We start from the raw sequence: 23,273 nt of genomic DNA, 5'->3' as shown, positions 1-23,273 counted from the left end.
AATGGCAGGCAGGGGAGAAGCTCGGGGGACTTCTCCTCGCCGATTTTGCCTGCACACGATACCCCTGACACCTAGGGGGACACATGGTTGCTCTTACACTCGGGGTTGATCTGAGCATCAGCACCAGCGAAGTACGGTCGCATGCAGCATCGACCGGCTTGCTTATCGACGAGCTTGCGGCTCTCCGGAGCCGGACAATCGCGGCCGGACTGGGCGAGAATTTTACTCCCATTGCCGGACTTCGCCAGCTCGGCCACTACCACGGACAATGCTTGAAAGGCGCCGAAGGATCATCGGTGGCAGCCATCGATTTTCTGACCCGGATCGTCGGATTTGCCGCCGAGTCTTTCGAGGCCGACGCCCACGCCATCGACCGGGTGGACGATGCTCACGCACTGGCTCTGCGCGGGTTGGCCCACGAGCCAGTGCAGTTCAGTTTTCCATTGCGCCCAACCACCGGCAGCGAGGCGGTGGGCACCCTGCCCACTGGAGCGACTGCGCTGCAATCAGCAGGGGTTCCTGCTCCTGACACTATGGCTTCACTACGCAGCGGACTGGAGGCGACATCCCTCGCGGAAGTGGAAGAAGGCGCTGTGCTGTGGGCTGAGCTTGCCCGCGTATCTTCTTCCGTGGCCGATCATTTCCTGACCACGTCCAGCGCACTGGAGTCAGGCTCGTCCGGAACCCTTGTGGAGGCCAGCACGCAGACCCTGCGCGAGTTCGCGGGCCTCGCCGAAGCGATCGCGTCCTCGGCTCAGGTAATGGAATTTTTGGTCAGAATTGTCACCGGGATCGTCAACGCTCTGCGCGGTGCCCTCGGGCTCTTGGACACTGGCCTTGCTGGCTTGCCGGAAGAAGTGCGCAGACTCGTAGAGCGGTCGTTCCTGGATGCGGTGCCAGACAACCTTGTAGCACTGGTCTCCCGCGCGCTCGCCCCGTTTGCCAGTTTGCTGAATGCTGTGGGTTCCAGGTGGGATGTGGCGGGGCTGCCTGAATTGGTGTGGCCCGAGAACGTGGCTGCTCGCATGTGCTGCTGCGAACCAACCGTACAAGACGTGGACGGAACTGGCGCTGAACCGGAGGCCATTGCCCTCGATACTGCGTCCACGGATACGGCGTCGGTCGGCGGGGCTGGGGCTGCCTCCCTGACAGGTGTCGGTGGGGCGGCTGGGCTAACCGGGGGCATTGTCGCGCCGTCCAGCGCGCTCGGGCACGTGCCGGGGATTGTGGGCGCACTCGGTGCGGGAGTTGCCATGGCCCCGCAATTCGCGGGACATGTTCCAGCGGGCATTTCAGTCGGATCGTCCGGACAACGAAACGGAGCCCTAGGCGGGGTACACACCGGGATGGGGCCGATGATGGCGCCACTGGGAGCGGGCAGGTCTACTGCGGTACCCAATAACAAACGCAGCCCTGCAGTAGGTGCAGGGCTGCGTTAAGGAAAAGCGCGACGCTAGTTGTTGTGCAACTCCGCGTTCAAGGAGATTCCAGGGGAGCGAGTCGCCTCAACCGAACCGGTCACGGAATTACGGCGGTACAAGATGCCGCTCTGACCGGAGAGCTCTGCGGCCTTCAGCCGTGAGGAGTCACCGACCTCGAGCTGCTTGGCTACGTCACCCAAGACGGTGACCTTCGCACCCGCGGTGAGGTAGAGGCCAGCCTCGACCACGCAATCGTCGCCAAGCGAAATGCCCACGCCGGCATTAGCGCCGAGCAGGCAGCGCTCGCCGATGGTGATGGTTTCCTTGCCGCCACCCGACAACGTGCCCATAATCGAGGCGCCGCCACCGATGTCGGTGCCGTCGCCGACGGTGACACCCGCGGAGATGCGGCCTTCGACCATTCCCGCGCCCAGGGTGCCGGCATTGAAGTTGACGAAGCCCTCGTGCATGACCGTGGTGCCTTCAGCGAGGTGCGCGCCGAGACGGACGCGGTCGGCATCGCCGATGCGCACGCCAGATGGAACGACATAGTCGACCATGCGAGGAAACTTATCCACCGAAAACACGGTGACGGGACCCTTGCCTGCGAGGCGGCCGCGGACCATCTGGAAATCGGCGACGGCGCAGGGACCGTAATTTGTCCACACAACGTTGGCCAGCAGACCGAAGAGTCCGTTGAGGTTCGCGCCGTGAGGCTTGATCAGGCGGTGCGAGAGCAGGTGGAGGCGCAGGTAGCCGTCGTAGGCATCGACAGGCGGGTGGGAGAGATCTTCGATCGATGTTTCCACCGCGATGCGTGCCACGCCACGGTCTTCGTCAGGACCAACCAGATTCTTAAACTGCTGCGGAGTGTCATCCAGGCGCTCCGTACCGGTGGACGAGACGGCTTCATCGATTTTGGGGGCTGGGTACCACACATCGAGAACGGTTCCGTCGTGAGTCACTGTTGCGAGGCCGCGGGCGAATGCAGAAGTCATGAATTTAGTGCGATTCCTTCAATTGTTGCGAGTTAAGTTCCGTGCGAGCGGAATTGGATTTCGTGGTCAGTGAAAGAAGTGCCACGACAGCCGTCAAAATAATAACCGAAATGACCTGCGCGCGCGAAGCATCGTCGAAAAGCATCAGTATGACAAGAGCCACAAGAGCGATCACGGAGGCCCACGGCAGCCATGGCCAACCGCCGACGCGCACCGTGGAGATTTCGTTGTTTTTGACCAGGATGGGGTGGAGCTTGATGTAGCTAAACGCAATCATCAGCCAGATCACCATCAGGGTACCGCCGACCGCATTGAGCAAGAAGTCGAGCAAGCCCTCTGGGTTCCACCACTGCAGGCCCACGGACACGAAGGCGAAGAACATGGACAAGATCACGCCGTTGATCGGCACGTTATCGCGATTGGTCTTGGCCAGAATCTTCGGCGCATCGCCGGAAAGCGCGAGATTATGTGACAGGCGCGAGGTGGCGTAGATCTGCGCGTTGAAGGCGGAGAGCAGTGCCAAGACGATAACCGCCTCCATGAAGCCGACGGCACCTGGGATGTTTGCCATGGAGAGCACGGCGGTGAACGGGGATTCCGCTGCGGTGTCGGCGCCCTGGATCTGGTCGTACGGCAAGAGCAGGATGATCACGAGAACGGAACCGATGTAGAACACCGAGATACGGAAGATGACGCTGCGCACGGCAGTAGCAATGGAGCGCGATGGGTTCTCGGACTCGGCCGCTGCGATGGTCACCATCTCGATGCCGCCGAAAGCAAAGGCAACAGCGAGCAAGCCGGCTGCAATACCGGTGATGCCGTTCGGTGCGAAACCGGATTCCTGGATATTTGTCAGCCCCACGAAGTCGTGGCCGGGCAGCAGGCCCAGCCAGAGCAGTGCACCGATGATGATAAAGCCGATGATCACGGCAACCTTGATGAAGGAGAACCAGAACTCGAATTCGCCAAAGCCACGCACGCGCGCGAAGTTCACCACGGCGAAGAACACCACGGCGATCAGCGCGGGGATCCAGGGATCAACGCCGAACCAGGAGCCCATGATGGCGGCGGCACCGGTCATTTCGGCGCCCATCACCATCACCAGCATGAACCAGTACAGCCAGCCGGTGGTGAATCCCGCCCAGTGGCCAAAGGCCTGGCGGGCGTAGGTGGAAAACGAGCCCGAGGAAGGCCGTGCAGCGGCCATCTCGCCGAGCATGCTCATGACAAGCACGACGATGATGCCGGCGATGACGTAGGCAATCAGGATGGCGGGCCCGGCGGCGTTGATGCCAACGCCGGTGCCAAGGAAGAGGCCTGCGCCGATGGCGGAGCCGAGTCCCATCATGGTCAGGTGACGGGTCTTCAACCCCGAGCCAAGGTTTGTATTACTTTTCTCTGTCACGTGCGGTCACTTTCATCACAAGGTGAATGCTGAATCGAAAACATGAACAATTCTCAACTGTAATCAACAGCACTTCCACAGTTTCTATTGACCTGTGCTACGGAGACAAAAGATAGTTTCATAGGAAATAGTATTTTAGGAGGTGGCGGGCGGTTAGAGGCCCGCCAGCTGGCCCGGCCTTAGGCCCAGCGCAGTACCGGAATACTAAATCCTGGTTCGTTCTTCACGCTCCACCCTGAGCGCCCCGAGAGTTCAATCGCCGGAATGTCGTCGCCGGAGTGTTGGTCATGGATCATGGAGTCGGGCTCCAGCATGACGTTGACACCCAGGTTGCAATTATTGCCCATCTCAATGCCGATCAGACCCGAGGACGTGCGCAGCACGCAGTTCGCGCCAATGTGCAGTGGCGTACGGTTATGCCCGCCATTGCGCACAGCCATGATCGTCGACGAGAGACCGACATCGGTGCCACCTTCAATGACCACTGACGACGACAGGCGCCCCTCCACCCGCGTTGCACCCAACGTGCCGGCGTTATAGGAAACGTATCCCTCGCGCATCACGCTCGTGCCCGGTGCCAGGTAGGCGCCGAGACGGACTCGCTCGGCCTCGGCGATGGAGACCCCGGAAGGCACGACATAGTCCACCATGCGCGGCAGGCGCTCGATACCGTAAACGTGAATCAGGCCGCGAGTGCGCAGCGCTGCGCGTACGAATTCGAAGTTATCGGGCAAGCAAGGTCCCTTGTTCGTCCACACCACCGGCAGCAAGTGCTCGAGAACGCCTTCCATGTTCAGCTCCAGCGGGCGAACAATGCGGTGAGAGAGCAGATGCAGACGCAAGTAGACGTCGTGCGCGTCAATCGGGGGCTGATTGAGATCGGCGATCGTGGTACGAACCGCCACCTGCTCGACCATCCGGTCCTCGTCGATACGCACGAGCTGGAGGAGGCGGGCCGGCAGGTGATTGGCTCCGAGGCGATGCGAGCCTGATTCGAGGCCAACGGCTGCTTCGCCTTCGATCAATTCGGGATCCGGGTACCAAGTGTCCAGGACGGACCCATCCATACCGATGTTGGCAATCCCAATTGCATGCGCTCCGATTGTCATAGCGATTACATTACTGTGTCCGCCCTGCTAAAGCATCTGGTGAAGCGGGACATGCGTATTATTGGGCGGGTGCACATCCTCGATCTCACTGCCGACCCAGTCGAACTCACCGCAGCGCTTATCGACGTAGCCAGTCCCTCCCACCAGGAGCGCGAACTGGCCGATTTGATCGAGCGTTCCCTGGAGCCGTTGGAGGGGGTAGAAAAGTACCGCTTCGGCAACACTCTCGTCGCCAGGACCAATCGGGGATTAAACCAACGCGTCGTGTTGGCAGGACACATTGATACCGTGCCCATCGCCGACAATGTGCCTCATACGTTGAGCGACGGCGTGCTCTATGGCTGCGGCTCAGTGGACATGAAATCGGGTCTTGCTTGTTACCTCAAGTGTTTCGCTGAGCTGGCTAATGATCCCGACCTGTCCTTCGATCTCACATTGATCGCCTATGAGGGAGAGGAAGTCGAAAGCGAGTACAACGGTCTGGCCCACCTGCAGCGCGATCACCCTGAGCTCCTCGAAGCAGACATCGCGCTGCTCGGAGAGCCATCCGGCGCAGTCGTTGAGGCCGGTTGCCAAGGCTCCATTCGAGCGAGCATCATTGCGCGGGGCACGCGCGCCCATTCGGCTCGCGCGTGGCTGGGGCACAATGCCGCACACGACCTCGCAGGAGTGCTTTCGCGTATCGCCAGCTATGCGCCGCGCCGCGTCACCATTGCCGGATGCGAGTACCGCGAAGGCCTCAACGTCGTAGGCCTTTCAGGGGGAGTGGCAACGAACACGATTCCCGACGAGGCCACGCTTGCAGTGAACTTCCGCTTCGCCCCCGATCGCAGCCTCGAGGAAGCAAAGGCCCATTTCGAGGAGGCCCTTGGATTGGAGAAAGGCTTAGAACTGCGTTACGACGACGCCGTGCCCGGCGCCCTTCCCGGCCTCGACGATCCAGTTGCCCAAGGCTTGATTACAGCTGTGGGCGGTCAAGTGCGTGCCAAGTTCGGATGGACGGATGTGGCAAGGTTCTCTAGTCTGGGAGTTCCAGCTGTGAATTACGGTCCCGGGGATCCAGGGTTTGCCCATAAGATTGATGAGCAATGTCCGGTTGACCAGATTCACCAGGTAGCGGCGAGTTTGCGCGCATACCTCACCTCTTAAAAAACCACTTAAAAACCTCGTACAAACCTCTTAGCAACAAGGAAATAAGGAAGGGCAACAAGTCGTGGCACCTGAAATTACACCTAGGCCTGAAAAAGACCGCTTGCTCCGTGGCCCGCTTCTGGTTCGCGGACACGACGAGGGCGAAGGTGGATCAACCTTCGACCAGCGCCTGCTGGAGCTCGGTGCCGATCACGATTGGAAGCACGCCGACCCGTGGCGCATCCTGCGCATCCAATCCGAGTTTGTCTCGGGTTTCGACGCCCTGACTGATCTCCCTAAGGCCGTCACCGTGTTCGGCTCAGCACGCTTGAATGAGGGCACTCCAGAATACGAAATGTCCCGCCAAGTGGGCGAGGCACTCGTCAACAACGGTTACGCCGTGATCACGGGCGGCGGTCCTGGCCTGATGGAAGGCCCGAACCGCGGCGCGTACGAGGCAGGAGGCCTCTCCGTCGGCCTCGGCATCGAACTTCCACACGAGCAGAGCCTGAACGCCTGGGTCGATTTGGGCTTGAACTTCCGCTATTTCTTCGTGCGTAAGACCATGTTCTTGAAGTACTCCCAGGCATTCGTTACCCTGCCCGGCGGTTTCGGCACTTTGGATGAGCTCTTTGAAGTTCTGTGCATGGTGCAAACCGGCAAGGTCACCAACTACCCAATCGTGCTCATGGGCACCGAGTTTTGGTCCGGCCTCGTTGACTGGCTTGAATCCCAGCTCAAGGCTAAGGGCTTGATTTCGCCGAAAGATATGGATCTATTTCTGGTGACTGACTCCGTCGATGAGGCGATCGCGCACATCGTGGACGCCCACAAAGTCCTATCGGATGGACGTCTTTCCTGCAAGACTGCGAAGGACCACGAGTAGCGTCCGTGTCCCAGCCTTCTCAACCCTCCCAAACGCAGCCTTTGGCCCAGGTGATGGCCATTGTGAACCGGACCCCTGATTCCTTTTATGACAAGGGCAAGACCTGGGGCCTTGACGCGGCATTGACGCGTTGCGACGAAGTCGTGTCCCAGGGCGCGACGATCGTCGATATCGGCGGTGTCAAAGCTGGCCCCGGCGACAACGTCGATGCCGCCGAGGAGATCGACCGGATTGTCCCCATGATTTCAGCGGTCCGTGAGCGCTACCCGCAATTGACCATCTCGGTGGATACCTGGCGCGCCGATGTCGCCGAGCAAGCCATCGCTGCCGGCGCCACTTTGATCAACGACACCTGGGCCGGCTTCGACCCAGAACTCATCGAGGTCGCCGGAGCCCATAAGGTGGGTTATGTTTGCTCGCACACCGGTGGTGTGACACCACGGACACGGCCGCATCGTGTGCATTTCGACGACGTTGTCGCCGACGTAATTACAGAAACGACCGCCCTCGCCGAGCGTGCCGTCAACGCCGGGGTCCCTGAGGAGAAAATCTTCATCGACCCCGCCCACGACTTCGGGAAGAATTCCTTTCACGGTTTAGAGCTGCTGCGCCGCGTCGACGAACTAGTCGCTACCGGGTGGCCGGTGTTGATGGCTTTGTCTAATAAGGACTTCGTTGGGGAAACCCTTGATCGTCCGGTCGGGGAGAGAGTTTCGGGCACCCTTGCCGCCACAGCGTGGGCGGCAGCGCAAGGAGTCGCGGCCTTCCGTGTCCACGAAGTGAAAGAAACGGTGGATGTCATCCGGATGACAGCGGCGATCAAGGGCGAGGTCGCCCCACTGAATACTGTGCGAGGTCTCGCGTGAATGTGTCGGTAGTGATTCCTGCCTTGAATGAGGAATCCACGGTTGCACAAGTTGTGCACGCGGTAGCGAAAGACAATCCGAGCGAAATCATCGTGATCGATTCCGACTCCAGCGACGCGACGGCCGCCAATGCCCGCGCCGCCGGGGCACAGGTCATCTCGTGGCGGGAGATTGCCCCGGAAATCCCCACGCGCCCAGGCAAGGGCGAGGCCATGTGGCGTGGTGTCCGTGCCGCATCCGGAGACGTTATCGTTTTCGTCGACGCCGATTTACACAGCGTCCCGGCGAACTTGGTCTCGCGCCTGTGCGCTCCACTCGCGGACCCTCATGTCCACATGGTCAAAGCCGATTATTCTCGTACGTTCAACGGCGAACCCACTGGGGGCGGCCGCGTCACCGAGCTGACCGCAAAACCGCTTCTGACCACGTATTTTCCAGAAGTAAGCCACATCCGTCAGCCACTCGGCGGGGAATACGCATTGCGCCGCAAGACTGCCCTCGAACTGCCGTTCGTCGCAGGCTATGGCGTCGAAGCCGGTCTGATTATCGATATCGCCACTCGCTTCGGCCCGGGGGCGTTGAAGCAGGTCAACGTTGGCCAGCGCGTCCACCGGAACCGGCCTCTTGCGGAACTCGCTCCCATGGCCGACATTGTTGCCCGTACGATCCTGGGGAGGGCTGGTGTACTGCCGACCCCGGAACTCATCATTGCGCAGCGGCCTGCGTGGAACACACTCACCTAAACCCACGGATACTAAACCACCGATAGGATGAACACATGTTGTCCTGGATTCTCCTGATCATTGTCCTGCTTGCCCTGATTGTTGTTGGCACGTGGGCTTTTGGCCATCTCTTCGGGCGAGGGGAAATGCTGCCCCCGATGGAAGAATCCCGCGACGTAATCGCAGCGAATGCGGAAGCGATCCGCGATGGGCGTTTCAATGACATCGCGATCGAGGTCGTGCCCCGCGGGTATCGCCAGGATCAGGTGGACGCCATTATTGCGCAGCTCACACAATCCGACCGGGGTTCTCATCCGCACCACCCAGACCAAAACTCTGTGACCAGCACTAATGAACTTTTTTCGCCTAGTAGCGACGAAAAAGAGGTAAAATAGGTAAGGTCAATCGTTTGCAGTGAAGGAGAATGGTCAATGGCAGCAATGAAGCCGCGCACCGGTAACGGCCCTATGGAAGCGGTGGAAGAGTCCCGAAAGATCGTTATGCGGATCCCTTCCGATGGAGGGGGACGTCTGGTCGTCGAAATGAATAAAGAAGAAGCAGCAGAGTTGGGGCAGCTGCTGATCAACGTCGCAGCCGACTAATTCATTGCCTTCAAGGCGAGACTTGCAAAATACATGTAATAAACCCACGTAAATCGTCTGTTTAGCCATTTACGGGGTAGGCTTTCAGGCATGCTTTCAGATATCGTGCACCTGCTTGCTGATCCCGTAGATGGTTCCCCGCTCGTCGGGGCAGACGATTTTTCGCGTCTTGTCTCGGAAAGTGGCCATTCTTATGATGTTGCCCGCCAAGGCTACGTCACCCTCGCATCGGGCGCCGGCATTAAACATCACGGCGATAGCGCCGAGATGGTGGCAGATCGCGAAACCTTCTTGTCTCAAGGACACTTCTCACGGTTCGTCGAGGCCGTCACCGATGCCGTCAACGACGCGGTCGACGCCTCGCTTGGCGACGATAACCGGGCGCCCAACCTCCTCGAGGTAGGCGCCGGCACCGGTTACTACCTAGCGCACACCCTCGACTCTATTGACGGTGCTCGAGGTATCGGCATGGATATCTCGGTGCCGGCGGCGAAACTCCTCGCGAAAGCGCACCCACGCCTGGGCGCCGTTGTCGCCGATGCCTGGGAGAATCTGCCCGTGCGGGACGGTGTCATTGACGCCCTGACGGTAGTTTTTGCTCCCCGTAATCCAGCGGAGTTCGCCCGAGTGCTCAGCGATTCGGGTCAGGTCATTGTCTTAACGGCTGACAAGGGTCACCTTGACGAATTGCGGGAGCCCCTGGGCATTCTCTCAGTCGAAGACGGCAAAGTAGACCGCATGCTTGAGCAAGCTCAGGGCTACCTCGCCCCGGTGCAGGATCCAGAATTCATTGAGTTCCCGATTACGCTTGACCGCGCCTCCATTGCGGCTCAAGTCGGAATGAGCCCGTCGGCGCGCCACATTGAACCTGGCGAGCTTGCAGCCAAACTACAAGCTTTGCCAGACACGATGACCGTGACGGCGCGGGGGCACCTGACTAGGTTGGCTCGCGCTTAACGCTAGCGCCCGCGGCGCCATTCCGTTTCAATGGTCGCGTCCTCATTCGCCGTGACGCGGATTTCCGAGACGCCTTCCTTTGGGATGATGCGACTCGACATCACTACGCTTCCGCCTCCGGCATAGACCTCGAGTGTGTTGCCGTCGACGACGATCGAGATGTTGTCCTCGTCCACCTCGTCGAGACGCGCCCGGGCTGGAGCGTCGATGTGGCGATCCACCGAAATCATGTCGCCAGAATGAGTCACGGTCGCAATTACTTCGCCAGACTTATCGGCGATTTCCGCGACCACGTTTGACCCATGCGGAATTTCGCACAGAGCGCTCCAGAACTTCGCATTCTCAGATTGTTCGACCGCATCGGGAAGTCCTGCGGCTGGAGTTTGGAAAAGCTTGCCTCCCTGCAGCGTGGTTGAGCGCGGAAGCGACAGGGAATTCGCCCAGCCCTCGTTCTTCCAGCTGGTCTGCTTTGTCGCGTCGTCGCCACGCCCGACACCATTGAACAGGCCGAAGAGGTAGCCCTTGGAGTAGCGCTCTTCGTTGTCCACCGTGTCGCGGGTGTAGTTTGTGTTGCGCGGACGAGTGAAGTCATGGCCGTGGTCGATGCGCTGGAACGGGGAGGACACCTCGAAGTTCGCCTGCTTCAACTTGCCAACGATGTATCCGGAGCGGTCGAGACCGTCTTGTCGTTCGATGGTGAGCAGCAAAACGTCGTAAATTTCCTGGTCAACTTCGTCGCGAAGGCGAATGAGTCGTGGCGCGACCAGGATGGCATCGTCGTCAAGGCCAGTGTCACCACTAAACGTCAGTGGACCGAGCAAGTCCCAATCCTTGCCGTCGCCGGACTCGAGAATCACAGGGACTGGGGAGTCGGGCTCGCCGGTACTGGTGAGCATCAGCCACCCGTCGTGGCCCTGGTTGCGATCGTCAACGGACTGCCAGTCAGGTACGACGCAGGGGGAGCGGAATCGCGCGAATTCCTTTGTGTCCGAGATGACCACGCCGGAGCGGTGCACCGAAGGGTCGAGCGCGAGTGGGTCGTCGGTAATCTCCGCTAAGTTGTTAATGTCTTCCACCCGGGCGAACTGGATGGAGGTTCCGGCTGCCGTCACGGACGTAAAAAACAGGTCGGCACCGCCATTGTTGGACACCACAGAGCCCGCCAGCACCTTCGTTTCCCCGCCCTTTGCAGCGAGAACGTCAGGGTAGATTGCCCAGTCAAAAGGCCCATCCTGAGACAACTGGTGCCCCCAACGCGAAGGTTGGTCAGGGGCAGGCCTGTATTGGTAGAGCATGTGCCAGGTATCCCCGTTGCGGAGCATGCCTGCCGCAGCTTCGAGAATTCCGGACTCGGCGGTGACGTGGAGTTCAGGGCGGAGGGAAGACAATATGACCCTTTCTATACTGGTGTCGGCTGTTCGCGTCCTTGGTTAAAAGTTCGCCTAAACCAAGGACTTGTAGATGTCTACGGTTTGCTGAGCGATGGTGGCCCAAGAGAACTTGTCTTTAGCGCGTGTCAGGCCAGCCTGACCGAAAGCGCGTGCCTTGTCCAAGTCCGAGACGGTAGCGTTGACTGCTGTCGCAATATCGCGCTCGAAGCTCTCGGTGTCATTCTCGTCGTAGTGCACCAGGGTGCCGGTTTCACCGTCAACGACAACCTCGGGGATACCGCCAACGTCGGAGGCAACTACCGCGGTGCCACAGGCCATTGCCTCAAGGTTGACAATGCCTAGTGGCTCGTAGATCGATGGGCATACAAACACGTCCGCGATCGAGTACACCTCGCGGATTTTGTCGGAAGGCATCATGTCTTGGACCCAAAAGACGCCGTCGCGGGTGGCCTTGAGTTCTTCGACGAGAGCCTTGGTGCGCGCACCAATTTCCGGCGTATCAGGGGCACCGGCACACAGTACAAGCTGCACTTCAGGGTCGAAATGGCGAGCAGCCTTGACTAGGTGTTCGACACCCTTCTGGCGGGTAATGCGTCCAACGAAAGCGGCGATCGGCTTGGAGGTATCAACGCCGATCTCTTCCGCGATGGATCCTTCGGTGGGGTACCACTTTTCAGTATCAATGCCGTTGAGGACCACGTGGACCTTTGACTCGTCGATACGCGGATATGCCTGAAGGATGGAATCCTTCATGCCCGCGGACACGGCGATGACCGCATCGGCGTATTCCATGGCGTTCTTCTCGGACCAAGAAGAGACATCGTAGCCGCCACCGAGCTGTTCACGCTTCCACGGGCGATCGGGCTCAAGGGAGTGAGCGGTGACTACGTGCGGGATGCCGTTGAGCCTGGCGGCAAGGTGACCGCCTAGGCCCGCATACCACGTGTGAGAGTGCACCACGTCGATATTGTTGGCTGCATTGGCCATCCGCAGGCCAGTGGACAGGGTCTTAATTGCGCCATTGGCGTCCTCGAGTTCTGGGTCGACCCCGTGGACGTACACGCCGTCCATATCGCGGGGCGCGCCCATGCAGTGAACATCGACCTCAACGATGTCGCGCATAAAGCGAGTTAATTCTGTGACGTGCACTCCGGCGCCACCGTAGACCTCGGGCGGGTACTCTCTTGTCATCATTCCGACTCTCATAACCACGAGATTAGTCACGATTCAGAATTTGTGCAGGGACTTCACATCCACGCGCTGAGCGTGCACCGGAGAAGCATACAGAAGCGGTCTTGGCAGAGCTTTTCGTGATTTCTTCCGAGTTTCTGCAAACTTAAGATTAAGTTTTAGGTGACCAAGCATTATTCCCCTGCAAAGTGTTGTGGAAAACAATATGCTGGGCAGTGTGAAGACTCAGCCAAATGTACTCTCAATTGTCCTAGCGGGCGGTGAAGGAAAGCGTCTTTTCCCTCTCACTGCTGACCGCGCGAAGCCCGCCGTGCCTTTCGGTGGCAACTATCGTTTGATCGACTTTGTGTTGTCAAACTTGGTGAACGCAGGCTTCTTAAAAATCGCAGTGTTGACGCAGTATAAGTCGCACTCCCTAGACCGCCACATCGCCACGGCATGGAACGTGTCGGGCCCAACTCCTCAGTATGTCGCTTCGGTGCCAGCTCAGCAGCGCCGCGGCAAGCGCTGGTACAACGGTTCCGCTGATGCCATCGTGCAGTCACTGAACCTGATCTACGACGAAAAGCCTGATTACGTCCTCGTCTTCGGCGCCGATCACGTTTACCGGATGGACCCATCCCAGATGCTGGACGATCATATTGCTTCCGGCAAGTCCGCAACCGTTGCGGGCATTCGCGTGCCTCGCGAAGAAGCTACTGCTTTCGGCGTCATCCAGGCGGATGAAGATGGCACGATCACCGAGTTCCTGGAGAAGCCAGCGGATCCTCCTGGTACCCCAGATGACCCAACGCAGGCCTACGCGTCCATGGGCAACTACATCTTCTCCACCGAAGCACTCGTCCAGGCGTTGCTCGAAGATGAGCAGAATGAAGACTCTGACCATGACATGGGCGGCGACATCATTCCGTACTTCGTGGGCAAGGGTGAAGCCAACGTCTACGACTTCTCCGGCAACGAAGTTCCAGGTGCCACCGAGCGTGACAAGGGCTACTGGCGCGACGTAGGTACCATCGATTCCTTCTATGAAGCACACATGGATCTGATTTCGGTGCACCCAATCTTCAACCTGTATAACAAGTCATGGCCGATCCACTCCACCGCAGACAGCAACCTGCCACCTGCGAAGTTCGTCCAGGGTGGCATCGCGCAGTCGTCGATGGTGGCCCCGGGTTCCATTGTCTCTGGCGCAACGGTGCGCAACTCCGTGCTCTCTACAGACGTGCGCATCGAAGAGGGCGCAACGGTCGAAGGCTCGGTTCTGCTTCCAGGTGTTCGAGTGGGGCGCGGTGCAGTTGTGCGCCACGCGATTTTGGACAAGAACGTCTACATCTCAGACGGAGAGACCGTCGGCGTTGATCATCCTCGTGATCAGGCCCGTTACAAGGTCTCTCCTGGTGGCGTCGTTGTCGTTGGAAAGAACGAAGTGGTTTAGTTCCACACTGCGCTGAGTGTTTTAACGGGCTGGTCGAATTCCCTAGTTTTAGGGAATTCGACCAGCCCGTTCGCGCGTCTTATCGCTGCGTGGCTTTAAGCTTTGCGGGTTACCAACGTCAGCCCGGCGCCGAGAGGAAGGCGGGTGACAATCGCGTTGTCGAGCGTATCGACGAGCGCATCGGCCTCCCGTGCAGCCTCGGTGTCGCGGTCCTTGCGGGTATCGTCGGCAAGCGTGCCGTCGAGCAGCGCATCGATGATGAAGAGCGACCCTCCGACGGTCAGCAACGGATAAGCAGCCTTAATCAAGGTCGGCAGATCCAGGGGTGCTGCATCGAGGTAGACCAATTGGTAAGACTCGGATGCGAGGCGGCTCAATACATCTGCCGGGCGCGACGGCAAGAAGCGACCCCGCGAAGGGGAATAGCCGGCATCGCGGAAAACCTGGCGGGCACGGTTTTGGTGATCGGCCTCGGGGTCAATACAGGTCACCGTTGTTTTATCGGCGAGGCCTGCGAGCAAGTAGAGTCCAACTACGCCGGCAGCAGGGGTAATAGCTACTGCTCCTGCTGAATTCGGGTGGACGGAGGAGGCCGTGAGGCTGGTCAGCAACTGTCCGGAGACCTCGTCTGGGACGTTAAGCCGGTATTCTTCGGCATCGGCACGCGCCGCTGCTAAAGCCTCGGAAAGCTCGGTTTTGCCCGCGATGTAGCGCTGGATGGCTGAATATGCTGTGTCACTCACGCCGTCAATTCTAGGCAGGAAAATCGTGCAGGTGGGGAAGCCACGGTGAAGTTTTGTTGAGATGCTGAGGTATGGCTTCGCATTCACAGAGTATATCCAGTTCAAGTTCTGGCTTTCGGAACCTAAATAAGCGAAAATGGAATGCATGAAGCGACAATCGGCAATTTCCAACGAAAATGACGTGCTTCCTGCCTCCGAAAGCGAAGAGCTTTCCGGAACAGCGGCATTCGATGCAGGACAAGCTGAAATGCCGTCGTGGTCAGAATTAGTCGCAGAACACGCGGACAGCGTCTACCGCCTTGCCTTCCGCCTTTCGGGTAACCCGCACGATGCCGAAGATCTTACTCAAGAAACGTTCATGAGGGTCTTTCGCAGCCTGAAGAAGTACCAACCAGGCACATTCGAGGGTTGGCTGCACCGTATCACCACGAACCTCTTCTTGGACATGGTGCGGCACCGTAACAAGATTCGGATGGAAGCATTGCCGGAAGATTACGAGCGTGTTCCCGGCACTGACATGACCCCGGAGCAGGCCTACAACGTCTCCAATTTAGACCCAGCACTCCAGCGTGCACTCGACGAACTGAGCCCCGATTTCCGTGTCGCGGTTGTTCTGTGTGACGTCGTCGGGATGTCCTACGAAGAAATCGCAGAAACTCTTGGAGTGAAGATGGGTACGGTGCGCTCGCGGATCCACCGGGGTCGTTCGCAGCTGCGTGCTTCTTTGGAATCTCAGGCTAAAAGCGACGAAGACGTTCGCCTTTTATTGAGAACGCGCTAGGTGTGGTGTCCAGCCCGGACCCACAGAAATTGAGTAGGCTGGAAGCAACTTCAGTAAAAATGTCGCGGCGGTTATCAGCGGAAGGAGAACGCGTGACTCTGAAAAAACATATTCCGGAACGTCGTTCCCTCCGGCGAAAATTGCGTTTGGAACTGGCCATTGTTGAACACCTGAGTCCTGAAGCCATTGCGGCTTTTGTTGATGGAGAGCTCAGCGATGGTGCTTTACATCGTGCGCGGGTGCACGTCGTTCATTGCCGAGAATGTCGGGATGAAGTACACACTCAACGTCATGCTTCCGAAGCCGTGCGCGGGTCAAACTTGGAAGAATGCGTTCGTGCCCCACGCAATTTGGTGGCGCGGCTTTCTCAGATTGCAGATCTCGCGCCCATGCATGACGCAGACAACGAATCCTCTGCTGATGAGGGCAAGGAAGCGCAGCGTGAGCACAGTTTGAAAGCACTTTTCCGGAAGAGTTAGCAGCGAAAATTTCCGGGGCTGCCATCCAAGCAAGCCAGTTCAGCCCGTGCGTACTAAGGTGAAGGTGTGTTTGACAGTATTGGCTGGGCCGAAATATTTTTCATCATTGTTATCGGCATCATTGTTATCGGACCGGAGAAGCTTCCCGGGGTAATCCAAGACGTGCGCGCTGCTATTTTCGCGGCTCGTCGTGCGATTAATAACGCAAAGGAAGAACTCAACGGAGACTTCGGAGATGATTTCGAGGAGTTCCGTAAACCCATCAATACCGTCAGCGAGTATGCGGCGATGGGGCCGAAGCGTGCGATTGCCAAGGTGCTCTTTGATGAAGAGGAAGAATACCTCGATCAGTTTGATCCAAAAAACATGATGGAGGAAAAGCCTGCTCCAGCGGCGGGTCAGAATCAACTGCGCAATCAGGCGAAGCAAGGTGGTTCCGCGCCTCAGGCCGCCCAGCCAGCCACCCCTCCTGCGCCACAGCCAGAAGCTCGGAAGGACAAGGGCGACTACTCCAGCGGTGGTGGCTTCTCTTGGGCAGACATCACCTAGAGCAGTTGCCCTGTAGCGCTACTGAAAAAACCCGTCCACCAGGACGGGTTTTATTGCTACTTGCGGGTGACTCCCAAGTTCAAGGACTTACCTGCAAGGGAATCCTTCCGCACGATTAGCTTATCGACGATGGCGCTGATCGCTTTCGCTGCGGAAGATTCAGGCTCGGAGAGAGCAACGGGGTGACCGTCGTCGCCGTGCTCACGCAGCTGAGGGTCCAGCGGGATTGAGCCCAGAAGCGGAACGCTGCCACCTGTCAGAACACTCAATCGCTCGGCCACCTGCTGGCCGCCACCGGAGCCGAAGATATCCATGACGCTTCCGTCAGGCATGATCATCCCGGACATATTCTCAATCACACCAGCGACGCGCTGACGCGTCTGCTGGGAGATGGAGCCTGCTCGTTCGGCGACTTCTGCCGCCGCGGACTGTGGCGTGGTGACAATCAGCAGCTCCGCGTTAGGGACCAACTGTGCGACCGTGATAGCCACGTCGCCGGTTCCGGGTGGGAGGTCCATGAAGAGGACGTCCAAGTCGCCCCAGAATACGTCGGCGAGGAACTGCTGGATCGCGCGGTGGAGCATAGGCCCACGCCACACGACAGGGGAGTTGCCTTCCACGAACTGCCCAATGGAAATGTGTTTCACATTGTGGGCAATTGGAGGCATGATCATGTCATCGACCATGGTGGGGCTTTGGCCCACGGAACCCATCAGGGTGGGAATCGAGTGGCCATAAATATCGGCGTCGATGATGCCGACCTTCAGTCCGCGTGCTGCCATGGAGACCGCGAGGTTAACTGTGGTCGAGGACTTTCCGACGCCACCCTTGCCGGACGCTACTGCGAAAACACGGGTGGTGCTATCTGGCTTAGCGAACGGAATTTCTGGTTCTTCCGCGTCGCCGCGCAGTCGCTGGCGGAGGTTGCGGCGCTGCTCGTCGGTCATCGCACCCAGGGTGACGTTGACGGTGCCCACGCCTTCAAGCTCTTCCAAGACAGCACGAGTATTGGACTCGATTGTGTTGCGCATGGGGCATCCCGCAATGGTGAGCAACACCTCGACAGAGACATTGTTGCCATCGAGTTCGATGGATTTCACCATGTCTAATTCCGTGATGGGTTTGCCTATTTCGGGGTCCTCTACGCGGGACAACGCGCTGCGAACAGAAGCTTCGGTAAGAGTTGTCATAGTGGTAAATCAGTATAGTTCACGCAGTCAAGAGCTCTTAAGGCGCACCTTTTCTGTGAAATATCTGAGCGCCACACCTAGGTAATATCTAATAGTTATCATGCATAACTGCAGGTTCTCTAGTTACAATCGCTAGGTACACGTTCAATTGTCGCAAAGACCATCAATATAAGGAGTAGTTAATCGACATGACACCTAATTCCGACCGCGCCCAGCGAATCCGTCCTGATGGATGGCCAGTTGGCAGCTTCAATACTTATCTTGAGGCTCAGAACGCGGTGGATGCACTCTCTGATCGCGAATTTCCCGTCGAAGAAACCGCCATCGTTGGCGTTGACCTGTACCAAGTGGAAAAGGTTACCGGTCGCCTCACATGGGGTCGCGTCCTCGGCGGAGGCGCTTTTGCAGGTGCATGGTGGGGCCTGTTCATCGGCTTGCTCTTCGGCCTGTTCACCCCAGCCCTGTGGGCTGTCATCTTGAGCAGTATCGTCATTGGCGCCATCTTCGGTCTCATTTTCGCAGCGATCGCGTATGGTGCCACGGGCGGTGCTCGAGACTTCACCTCCACTACGAATATTGTCGCAGGCCGCTACGACGTCATCTGTACCCCGGCTCGCGCTGAGGAAGCACGCGATATCATCGCTTCGCTTGGTACCGCGCGTCCACAGGACCAGATGCCACGAGGCAACCAGGGTCAGTCTCATCCTGAGAACGACCCACGCCCATCCAATGATGCTTAATCACGGGTTGGTTCGGGGTAGACTTAGCCCCTAATTACCTTCAGAACCCGCGGTCGAAAGGATCTCCTGGATACGCCATGCATCGATTAGCTTTATCACGACGCACTGTATCCCGAGGGATCGCCCTTGTGGCGGCCGCGGGTTTTGTGCTCTCTGGCTGCTCAGCTCCTGCGACAGATGGAGCCTCGTCTCAGTCGTCGGAGGCAGGCCCCACCACTGAATCGGGTGAAGTGGTCTATCCCGTGGTGATCTCGATTGACGCCGACTCGCCAGAGCAGGCGGTCCTCGCCGAGATTTACCGGCAACAGCTAGAGGAAATGGATCACAAGACCCGCGTTATTCATCCAGAGCCGGGCGACGATCCCAACACCGTGGAACGGATTAAGACCACTGAGGCGAACTTCGTAATTGGTTGCACGGGAGACTTGCTGGCGGAACTCAATCCCACAGGGACGAGCGAACTCGCCACCGAAATCACCACCGCGGAGCAAGCCGGCGACACTAGCTTTAACCTAGTGCAGCGCACCTACGACGAATTGGTGGGATCACTCCCCGGAGATATGCAAACAACCGACCCCTCGCCAGCAGGGGGATGCGCGGATACAGAGCACCCAGAACTCGCCCAAAGCATCGTGCCCGTATTCTCCAAAGGACTGTTTGACCGTGGCGAGCGCGGTGCCGTGAACTTGTGGACGCGCGGTTTCGTCGCCGAGGAGCTGCAGGAGATCGTCGATGATGTTGATAGCGGCGAGACAGTCGAAAACGCAGTGTCCACGTGGCGCAGCACCAACAATTCCACCGTCAATCAGGGCGATGACTCAAACGACGACAACTAGCTACAAAAACTAACTACCAAGCGAAAAAGGAGGCCGACCCCCGCAGTGGGGGTCGGCCTCCTTTCAGGCGTTAACCGGCTCGAAGCCTACTTAGCAAAGGCCTCGTCGAGAAGCTGCTGCTCCTCTTGAGCGTGCACCTTGGCCACACCGGTAGCGGTGGTGGACTGGGCACGACGCGAAATGCGCTTCATCTCAGGCATTTCTGGGATCAGGTTGCGCAGGTGTTCGTTGTAGAACGGCCATGCACCCTGGTTCGCAGGCTCATCCTGGACCCAACGGATCTCTTCAGCATTCGGGTAGTTCTCGAATGCCTCGCGGAGACGGTTGAATGGGATTGGGTGGAGCATCTCGATACGAACGATCGCAACGTCGTCGCGACCATCCTTCGCGCGACGCTTCTCCAGCTCGTAGTAGACCTTGCCGGAGCACAGCATGATGGTCTTGACCTTGTCGGTGTCGCCGACCTTCTCGTTGTGAGCGTTGACCAAGTTCGGGTCGTTGATCACGGACGCGAAGGACTTGGTCTCGGTGAAGTCGGAGACCTGGGAAACCGCAGCCTTGTTACGCAGCATGGACTTCGGAGTGAAGACGATCAGAGGACGCTTCATCTCGCCGAGACCTTGACGACGAATCAAGTGGAAGTGGTTTGCCGGGGTGGTTGGCTGAGCAATGGTCATGGAACCTTCAGCGACCAATTGCAGGAAACGCTCAATGCGTGCCGACGAGTGGTCTGGTCCCTGGCCTTCGTAGCCGTGAGGCAGCAGCAGGATCAGGCTGGAGAGCTGGCCCCACTTGGTCTCACCGGAAGCGATGTACTCATCGATGATGGTCTGGGCGCCGTTGGCGAAGTCGCCGAACTGAGCTTCCCAGGCAACGACTGCATCTTCGTTGCCCACGGTGTAGCCGTACTCGAAGCCCATACCCGCGTACTCGGTCAGGGACGAGTTATAGACCAGGAACTTGCCGCCGTTGCCGGCGTCCACTGCGTTCTGGTGCAGCGGGTTGTAGCCCTCGCCGGTCTCTGGATCGTAGAGAACTGCGTGGCGCTGGGTGAAGGTACCGCGCTGGGAATCCTCGCCGGCCAGACGAACGAACTTGCCGTTGTCTGCAGCCAGGGAACCAAACGCGAGCAGCTCGCCCCATGCCCAGTCGATGTCACCGTCGGTAGCGGAGTTGCCGCGCTTCTTCAGCACAGAACCCACGCGCTTGTTCGGGGTGAAGTCTTCTGGCAGCTCCGCGTAGGAGTTAGCCAGAGCATTGAAGGACTCCTGGGAGATGGAGGTGTCCAGGCCAGTGGTCAGCACCTGAGAGTGGGTGATACCGGTCTGCTCCGAAGGCTCACCTTCGTGTGCCTTGACATCGGTGAAGACGGAATCCAACTGCTCGTTGAAGTCCTGTGCCACGATCTTGGCTTCCTCGTCGGTGATGTCGCCACGGCCGATGAGGTCTTCGGTGTACTTGGTACGTACCGATGGGTGGTTGTGGATCTTCTCGTACATCTTTGGCTGGGTCACGGTTGGATCGTCCGCCTCGTTGTGACCGCGCAGGCGGTAACAGATCAGGTCGATGAAGACGTCCTTGCCGAACTCGCGGCGGTACTCGGTAGCAAGCTTTGCCACCCAGACAGCAGCCTCAGGGTCATCGCCATTGACGTGGAAGACTGGGGCGTCGAAGCCCTTTGCCAAGTCAGTGGAGTAGTAGGTCGAACGACCAGAATCTGGGGTGGTGGTGAAGCCGATCTGGTTGTTCACCACGACGTGGATGGTGCCGCCCACGTCGTAGCCGCGCAGCTTGGAGATGTTCAGGGTTTCCTGAACGATACCCAGGCCTGCGAAGGAAGCATCGCCGTGCAGCATCAGAGGAACGACGGAGTAGCCTTCCTCGGTTGCGCCCTTGTCCAGGATGTCCTGCTTCGCGCGAGCGATGCCGACCATGACTGGGTCGACGGCTTCTAGGTGCGAAGGGTTAGCGGTCAGCGAGACCTTGATCTCGTTGTCGCCGAACATCTGGATGTGCTCGCCCTCGAAGCCGAGGTGGTACTTCACGTCACCGGAACCACCCTGTTGAGCCGACTGCATGTTGCCTTCGAACTCGGTGAAGATGGTGCGGGCTGGCTTGCCGACGATGTTGAACAACACGTTGAGGCGGCCACGGTGAGGCATGCCGATGACAACCTCGTCGAGGCCCTGGCCTGCAGCGGTGTCGATGACCGAATCCATCAGAGGGATCAGGGTCTCGGCGCCCTCAAGCGAGAAGCGCTTCTGGCCCAAGTACTTGGTCTGCAGGAAGTTCTCGAACGCTTCAGCAGCGTTGAGCTTCTGCAGAACGTACTTCTGCTCAGCGTTGGATGGCTTTGGCATACCGGTCTCGAGGCGAGCCTGGAGCCATTCGCGCTCGTCGCGGTCTAGGATGTGGTTGTACTCAGCGCCGACATGCAGGGTGTAAGCGGAACGCAGGCGGGTGAGCACCTCGCGCAGCGTCATGGTTTCTTTGCCACCGAAGCCACCGACGTGGAAGGTACGGTCCAGATCCCACAGGGTCAGGCCGTGAGTTTCCATCTGCAGGTCGCGGGAGTCAGGCTTAGGCAGGCCAGGCTGATCCCAACGAATTGGGTTGGTGTCTGCCATGAGGTGACCGCGGGAGCGGTATGCCTCGATGAGCTGCATCACGCGGGTGTTCTTATCCAGGCCAGTGTTTGGCTGGTCCTGAGCCCAACGCATTGGAGCGTAAGGGATCTCCATTGCTTCGAAGATCTCGTCCCAGAACTTATCGTCGATCAGCAACTGGGAGATATCGCGGAGGAATTCGCCGGACTCTGCACCCTGGATCACGCGGTGATCGTAGGTGGAAGTCAGGGTCACCAGCTTGCCCACACCAAGGTCTGCGAGGCGGTCTTCCGAAGCGCCAGCGAACTCTGCTGGGTAATCCATCGCACCGACACCAATGATGGAGCCCTGACCCTTGGTCAGACGTGGGATGGAGTGACGAGTACCGATGCCGCCTGGGTTGGTCAGCGACATGGTCACACCCGAGAAATCATCGAGCTTCAGCTTGTTCACGCGCGCACGAGCGACGATGTCTTCGTAAGCCTCGATGAACTCCTTGAAGTTCTTGTTCTCGCACTCCTTGATCGCAGCAACGACGAGAGCACGAGAGCCGTCCTTCTGAGGAAGGTCAATAGCTAGGCCCAGGTTGATGTGCTCAGGCTGGATCTTGAATGGCTTACCGTCGCGCAGCTCGTAACGCACGTTGAGGTCTGGGTGAATCATTGCAGACTTCACAATGGCGTAACCGAGGATGTGCGTAAAGGAGATCTTGCCGCCACGGGTGCGCTTGAGGTGGTCATTGACCTGTGCACGGTTTTCGAACATGAGCTTGACTGGCATGTCACGAACGGTGGTTGCCGTTGGGACTTCCAGGGACTCGTCCATGTTCTTGGCAATAGCCTTAAAGGTGCCCTTGAGCTGGATTTCGCTTGGCTCTGGGGCTTCCCCGATGCGATCGAGTGGGCTCGACTTTGGCTTCGGGGTCTTCTTTGCAGGCTTGGATGCCTTCTGCACGGCCTCTTCTAGGCGTGTTTCTGGCTTCGAAGCCTGAGCGGAAGACTGAGCGGTGGACTGGGTAGGGGCCTGTGCCTCGCGCTGCTGTCCGGCTGGTGCGGATGAAGTAGAGGCGGCGGTTGTTGCGGGTGCTTCCTTCGCGGTTGGCGGAGTGCCCTTCTTTTCGAAAAGCTCTCGCCATTCAGGATCCACGCTAGATGGATCCTTCTGGTACTGCAGGAACATCTCGTCAACCAGCCAGGTGTTTTGGCCGAATGTACTTGCGCTGCTCACGGCAGGTG

General features: G+C 58.7%; 22 protein-coding genes. 14 read left to right on the top strand and 8 right to left on the bottom strand.

The annotated features are described in order from the left end of the window. The first annotated feature begins 83 nt into the window (after nt 1-83). Nucleotides 84-1,439, top strand: coding sequence for a hypothetical protein (locus tag A37O_RS0102265; protein ID WP_018295869.1), 1,356 nt, complete (start codon nt 84-86; stop codon nt 1,437-1,439). Between the two features lie 14 nt (nt 1,440-1,453). Here the strand turns inward: A37O_RS0102265 and dapD are convergent, their stop codons facing one another. The 3 genes from dapD to A37O_RS0102250 form a co-directional block, all read right to left on the bottom strand. Beyond that, nucleotides 1,454-2,419 (bottom strand): 2,3,4,5-tetrahydropyridine-2,6-dicarboxylate N-succinyltransferase, encoded by a 966-nt coding sequence (gene dapD / locus A37O_RS0102260; protein ID WP_018295868.1) that lies wholly within the window; start codon nt 2,417-2,419, stop codon nt 1,454-1,456. 4 nt (nt 2,420-2,423) lie between these two features. Beyond that, a complete protein-coding gene (locus A37O_RS0102255) occupies nt 2,424-3,824 on the bottom strand; it encodes an amino acid permease (protein WP_018295867.1) in 1,401 nt (466 codons plus the stop codon). Between the two features lie 179 nt (nt 3,825-4,003). After that, nucleotides 4,004-4,933 carry a 2,3,4,5-tetrahydropyridine-2,6-dicarboxylate N-succinyltransferase gene (locus A37O_RS0102250; RefSeq protein WP_018295866.1) on the bottom strand — a complete coding sequence of 310 codons (930 nt, stop codon included), beginning with the start codon at nt 4,931-4,933 and terminating at the stop codon, nt 4,004-4,006. A 75-nt stretch (nt 4,934-5,008) separates the two neighbouring features. Between A37O_RS0102250 and dapE the strand changes: the two genes are divergently transcribed. The 7 genes from dapE (at nt 5,009) to A37O_RS0102215 (ending at nt 10,097) form a co-directional block, all read left to right on the top strand. Beyond that, nucleotides 5,009-6,082, top strand: a complete 1,074-nt coding sequence (dapE, locus tag A37O_RS0102245; protein ID WP_026196057.1) for a succinyl-diaminopimelate desuccinylase — start codon at nt 5,009-5,011, stop codon at nt 6,080-6,082. Nucleotides 6,083-6,146: 64 nt separating this feature from the next. Continuing rightward, on the top strand, nt 6,147-6,950 hold the full coding sequence (locus A37O_RS0102240) for an LOG family protein (RefSeq protein WP_018295864.1): 804 nt from the start codon (nt 6,147-6,149) through the stop codon (nt 6,948-6,950). 53 nt (nt 6,951-7,003) lie between these two features. Further along, nucleotides 7,004-7,816: a dihydropteroate synthase gene (gene folP / locus A37O_RS0102235; RefSeq protein ID WP_033377652.1), complete on the top strand. Its 813-nt coding sequence runs from the start codon at nt 7,004-7,006 to the stop codon at nt 7,814-7,816. Continuing rightward, on the top strand, nt 7,813-8,559 hold the full coding sequence (locus A37O_RS0102230) for a glucosyl-3-phosphoglycerate synthase (RefSeq protein ID WP_026196055.1): 747 nt from the start codon (nt 7,813-7,815) through the stop codon (nt 8,557-8,559). The genes folP and A37O_RS0102230 overlap by 4 nt, the downstream gene beginning before the upstream one ends. 35 nt (nt 8,560-8,594) lie before the next feature. Then, a complete protein-coding gene (locus A37O_RS14440) occupies nt 8,595-8,933 on the top strand; it encodes a hypothetical protein (RefSeq protein WP_018295861.1) in 339 nt (112 codons plus the stop codon). Nucleotides 8,934-8,969: 36 nt separating this feature from the next. Next, nucleotides 8,970-9,140 carry a DUF3117 domain-containing protein gene (locus A37O_RS16000; protein ID WP_018295860.1) on the top strand — a complete coding sequence of 57 codons (171 nt, stop codon included), beginning with the start codon at nt 8,970-8,972 and terminating at the stop codon, nt 9,138-9,140. 90 nt (nt 9,141-9,230) lie between these two features. Then, a complete protein-coding gene (locus A37O_RS0102215; protein WP_018295859.1) occupies nt 9,231-10,097 on the top strand; it encodes a methyltransferase domain-containing protein in 867 nt (288 codons plus the stop codon). A 2-nt stretch (nt 10,098-10,099) separates the two neighbouring features. Here A37O_RS0102215 and A37O_RS0102210 read toward each other — a convergent pair whose 3' ends face one another. Next, complete coding sequence (locus tag A37O_RS0102210; protein ID WP_018295858.1) at nt 10,100-11,485, bottom strand: GH32 C-terminal domain-containing protein; 1,386 nt, start codon at nt 11,483-11,485, stop codon at nt 10,100-10,102. 54 nt (nt 11,486-11,539) lie between these two features. After that, entirely contained in the window at nt 11,540-12,694 is a 1,155-nt protein-coding gene (gene glgA, locus A37O_RS0102205) for a glycogen synthase (protein ID WP_026196054.1), read from the bottom strand. A 190-nt stretch (nt 12,695-12,884) separates the two neighbouring features. Here glgA and glgC point away from each other — a divergent pair, with 190 nt between their 5' ends. Then, entirely contained in the window at nt 12,885-14,114 is a 1,230-nt protein-coding gene (gene glgC, locus A37O_RS0102200) for a glucose-1-phosphate adenylyltransferase (RefSeq protein ID WP_018295856.1), read from the top strand. 95 nt (nt 14,115-14,209) lie between these two features. Here the strand turns inward: glgC and A37O_RS0102195 are convergent, their stop codons facing one another. Then, entirely contained in the window at nt 14,210-14,857 is a 648-nt protein-coding gene (locus tag A37O_RS0102195; protein ID WP_026196053.1) for an O-methyltransferase, read from the bottom strand. Nucleotides 14,858-15,002: 145 nt separating this feature from the next. Between A37O_RS0102195 and sigE the strand changes: the two genes are divergently transcribed. From sigE to tatB, 3 genes are all read left to right on the top strand, one after another. Then, entirely contained in the window at nt 15,003-15,638 is a 636-nt protein-coding gene (gene sigE, locus A37O_RS0102190; protein WP_018295854.1) for an RNA polymerase sigma factor SigE, read from the top strand. A gap of 92 nt (nt 15,639-15,730) precedes the next feature. Beyond that, nucleotides 15,731-16,117, top strand: a complete 387-nt coding sequence (locus A37O_RS0102185) for an anti-sigma factor family protein (protein ID WP_156802463.1) — start codon at nt 15,731-15,733, stop codon at nt 16,115-16,117. Between the two features lie 66 nt (nt 16,118-16,183). Beyond that, nucleotides 16,184-16,666, top strand: a complete 483-nt coding sequence (gene tatB / locus A37O_RS0102180; RefSeq protein WP_018295852.1) for a Sec-independent protein translocase protein TatB — start codon at nt 16,184-16,186, stop codon at nt 16,664-16,666. A 56-nt stretch (nt 16,667-16,722) separates the two neighbouring features. On the opposite strand, the gene A37O_RS0102175 is transcribed toward tatB, so the two are convergent. After that, complete coding sequence (locus tag A37O_RS0102175) at nt 16,723-17,856, bottom strand: Mrp/NBP35 family ATP-binding protein (RefSeq protein WP_026196052.1); 1,134 nt, start codon at nt 17,854-17,856, stop codon at nt 16,723-16,725. 188 nt (nt 17,857-18,044) lie between these two features. Between A37O_RS0102175 and A37O_RS0102170 the strand changes: the two genes are divergently transcribed. Both A37O_RS0102170 and A37O_RS0102165 read left to right on the top strand, forming a co-directional pair. Next, complete coding sequence (locus tag A37O_RS0102170; protein ID WP_018295850.1) at nt 18,045-18,596, top strand: YflT domain-containing protein; 552 nt, start codon at nt 18,045-18,047, stop codon at nt 18,594-18,596. A 128-nt stretch (nt 18,597-18,724) separates the two neighbouring features. Beyond that, nucleotides 18,725-19,432: a hypothetical protein gene (locus A37O_RS0102165; RefSeq protein ID WP_018295849.1), complete on the top strand. Its 708-nt coding sequence runs from the start codon at nt 18,725-18,727 to the stop codon at nt 19,430-19,432. Nucleotides 19,433-19,518: 86 nt separating this feature from the next. Here the strand turns inward: A37O_RS0102165 and A37O_RS0102160 are convergent, their stop codons facing one another. After that, nucleotides 19,519-23,265, bottom strand: coding sequence for a multifunctional oxoglutarate decarboxylase/oxoglutarate dehydrogenase thiamine pyrophosphate-binding subunit/dihydrolipoyllysine-residue succinyltransferase subunit (locus A37O_RS0102160; RefSeq protein ID WP_018295848.1), 3,747 nt, complete (start codon nt 23,263-23,265; stop codon nt 19,519-19,521). Between the last annotated feature and the right edge of the window lie 8 nt (nt 23,266-23,273).

The sequence above is a fragment of the Corynebacterium lubricantis DSM 45231 genome (assembly GCF_000379425.1).
In the GTDB taxonomy this organism is placed as follows: Bacteria; Actinomycetota; Actinomycetes; order Mycobacteriales; family Mycobacteriaceae; genus Corynebacterium; species Corynebacterium lubricantis.
Note: the sequence above shows the minus strand (reverse complement) of the source record. Positions and strands in the feature narration are given on the sequence as shown.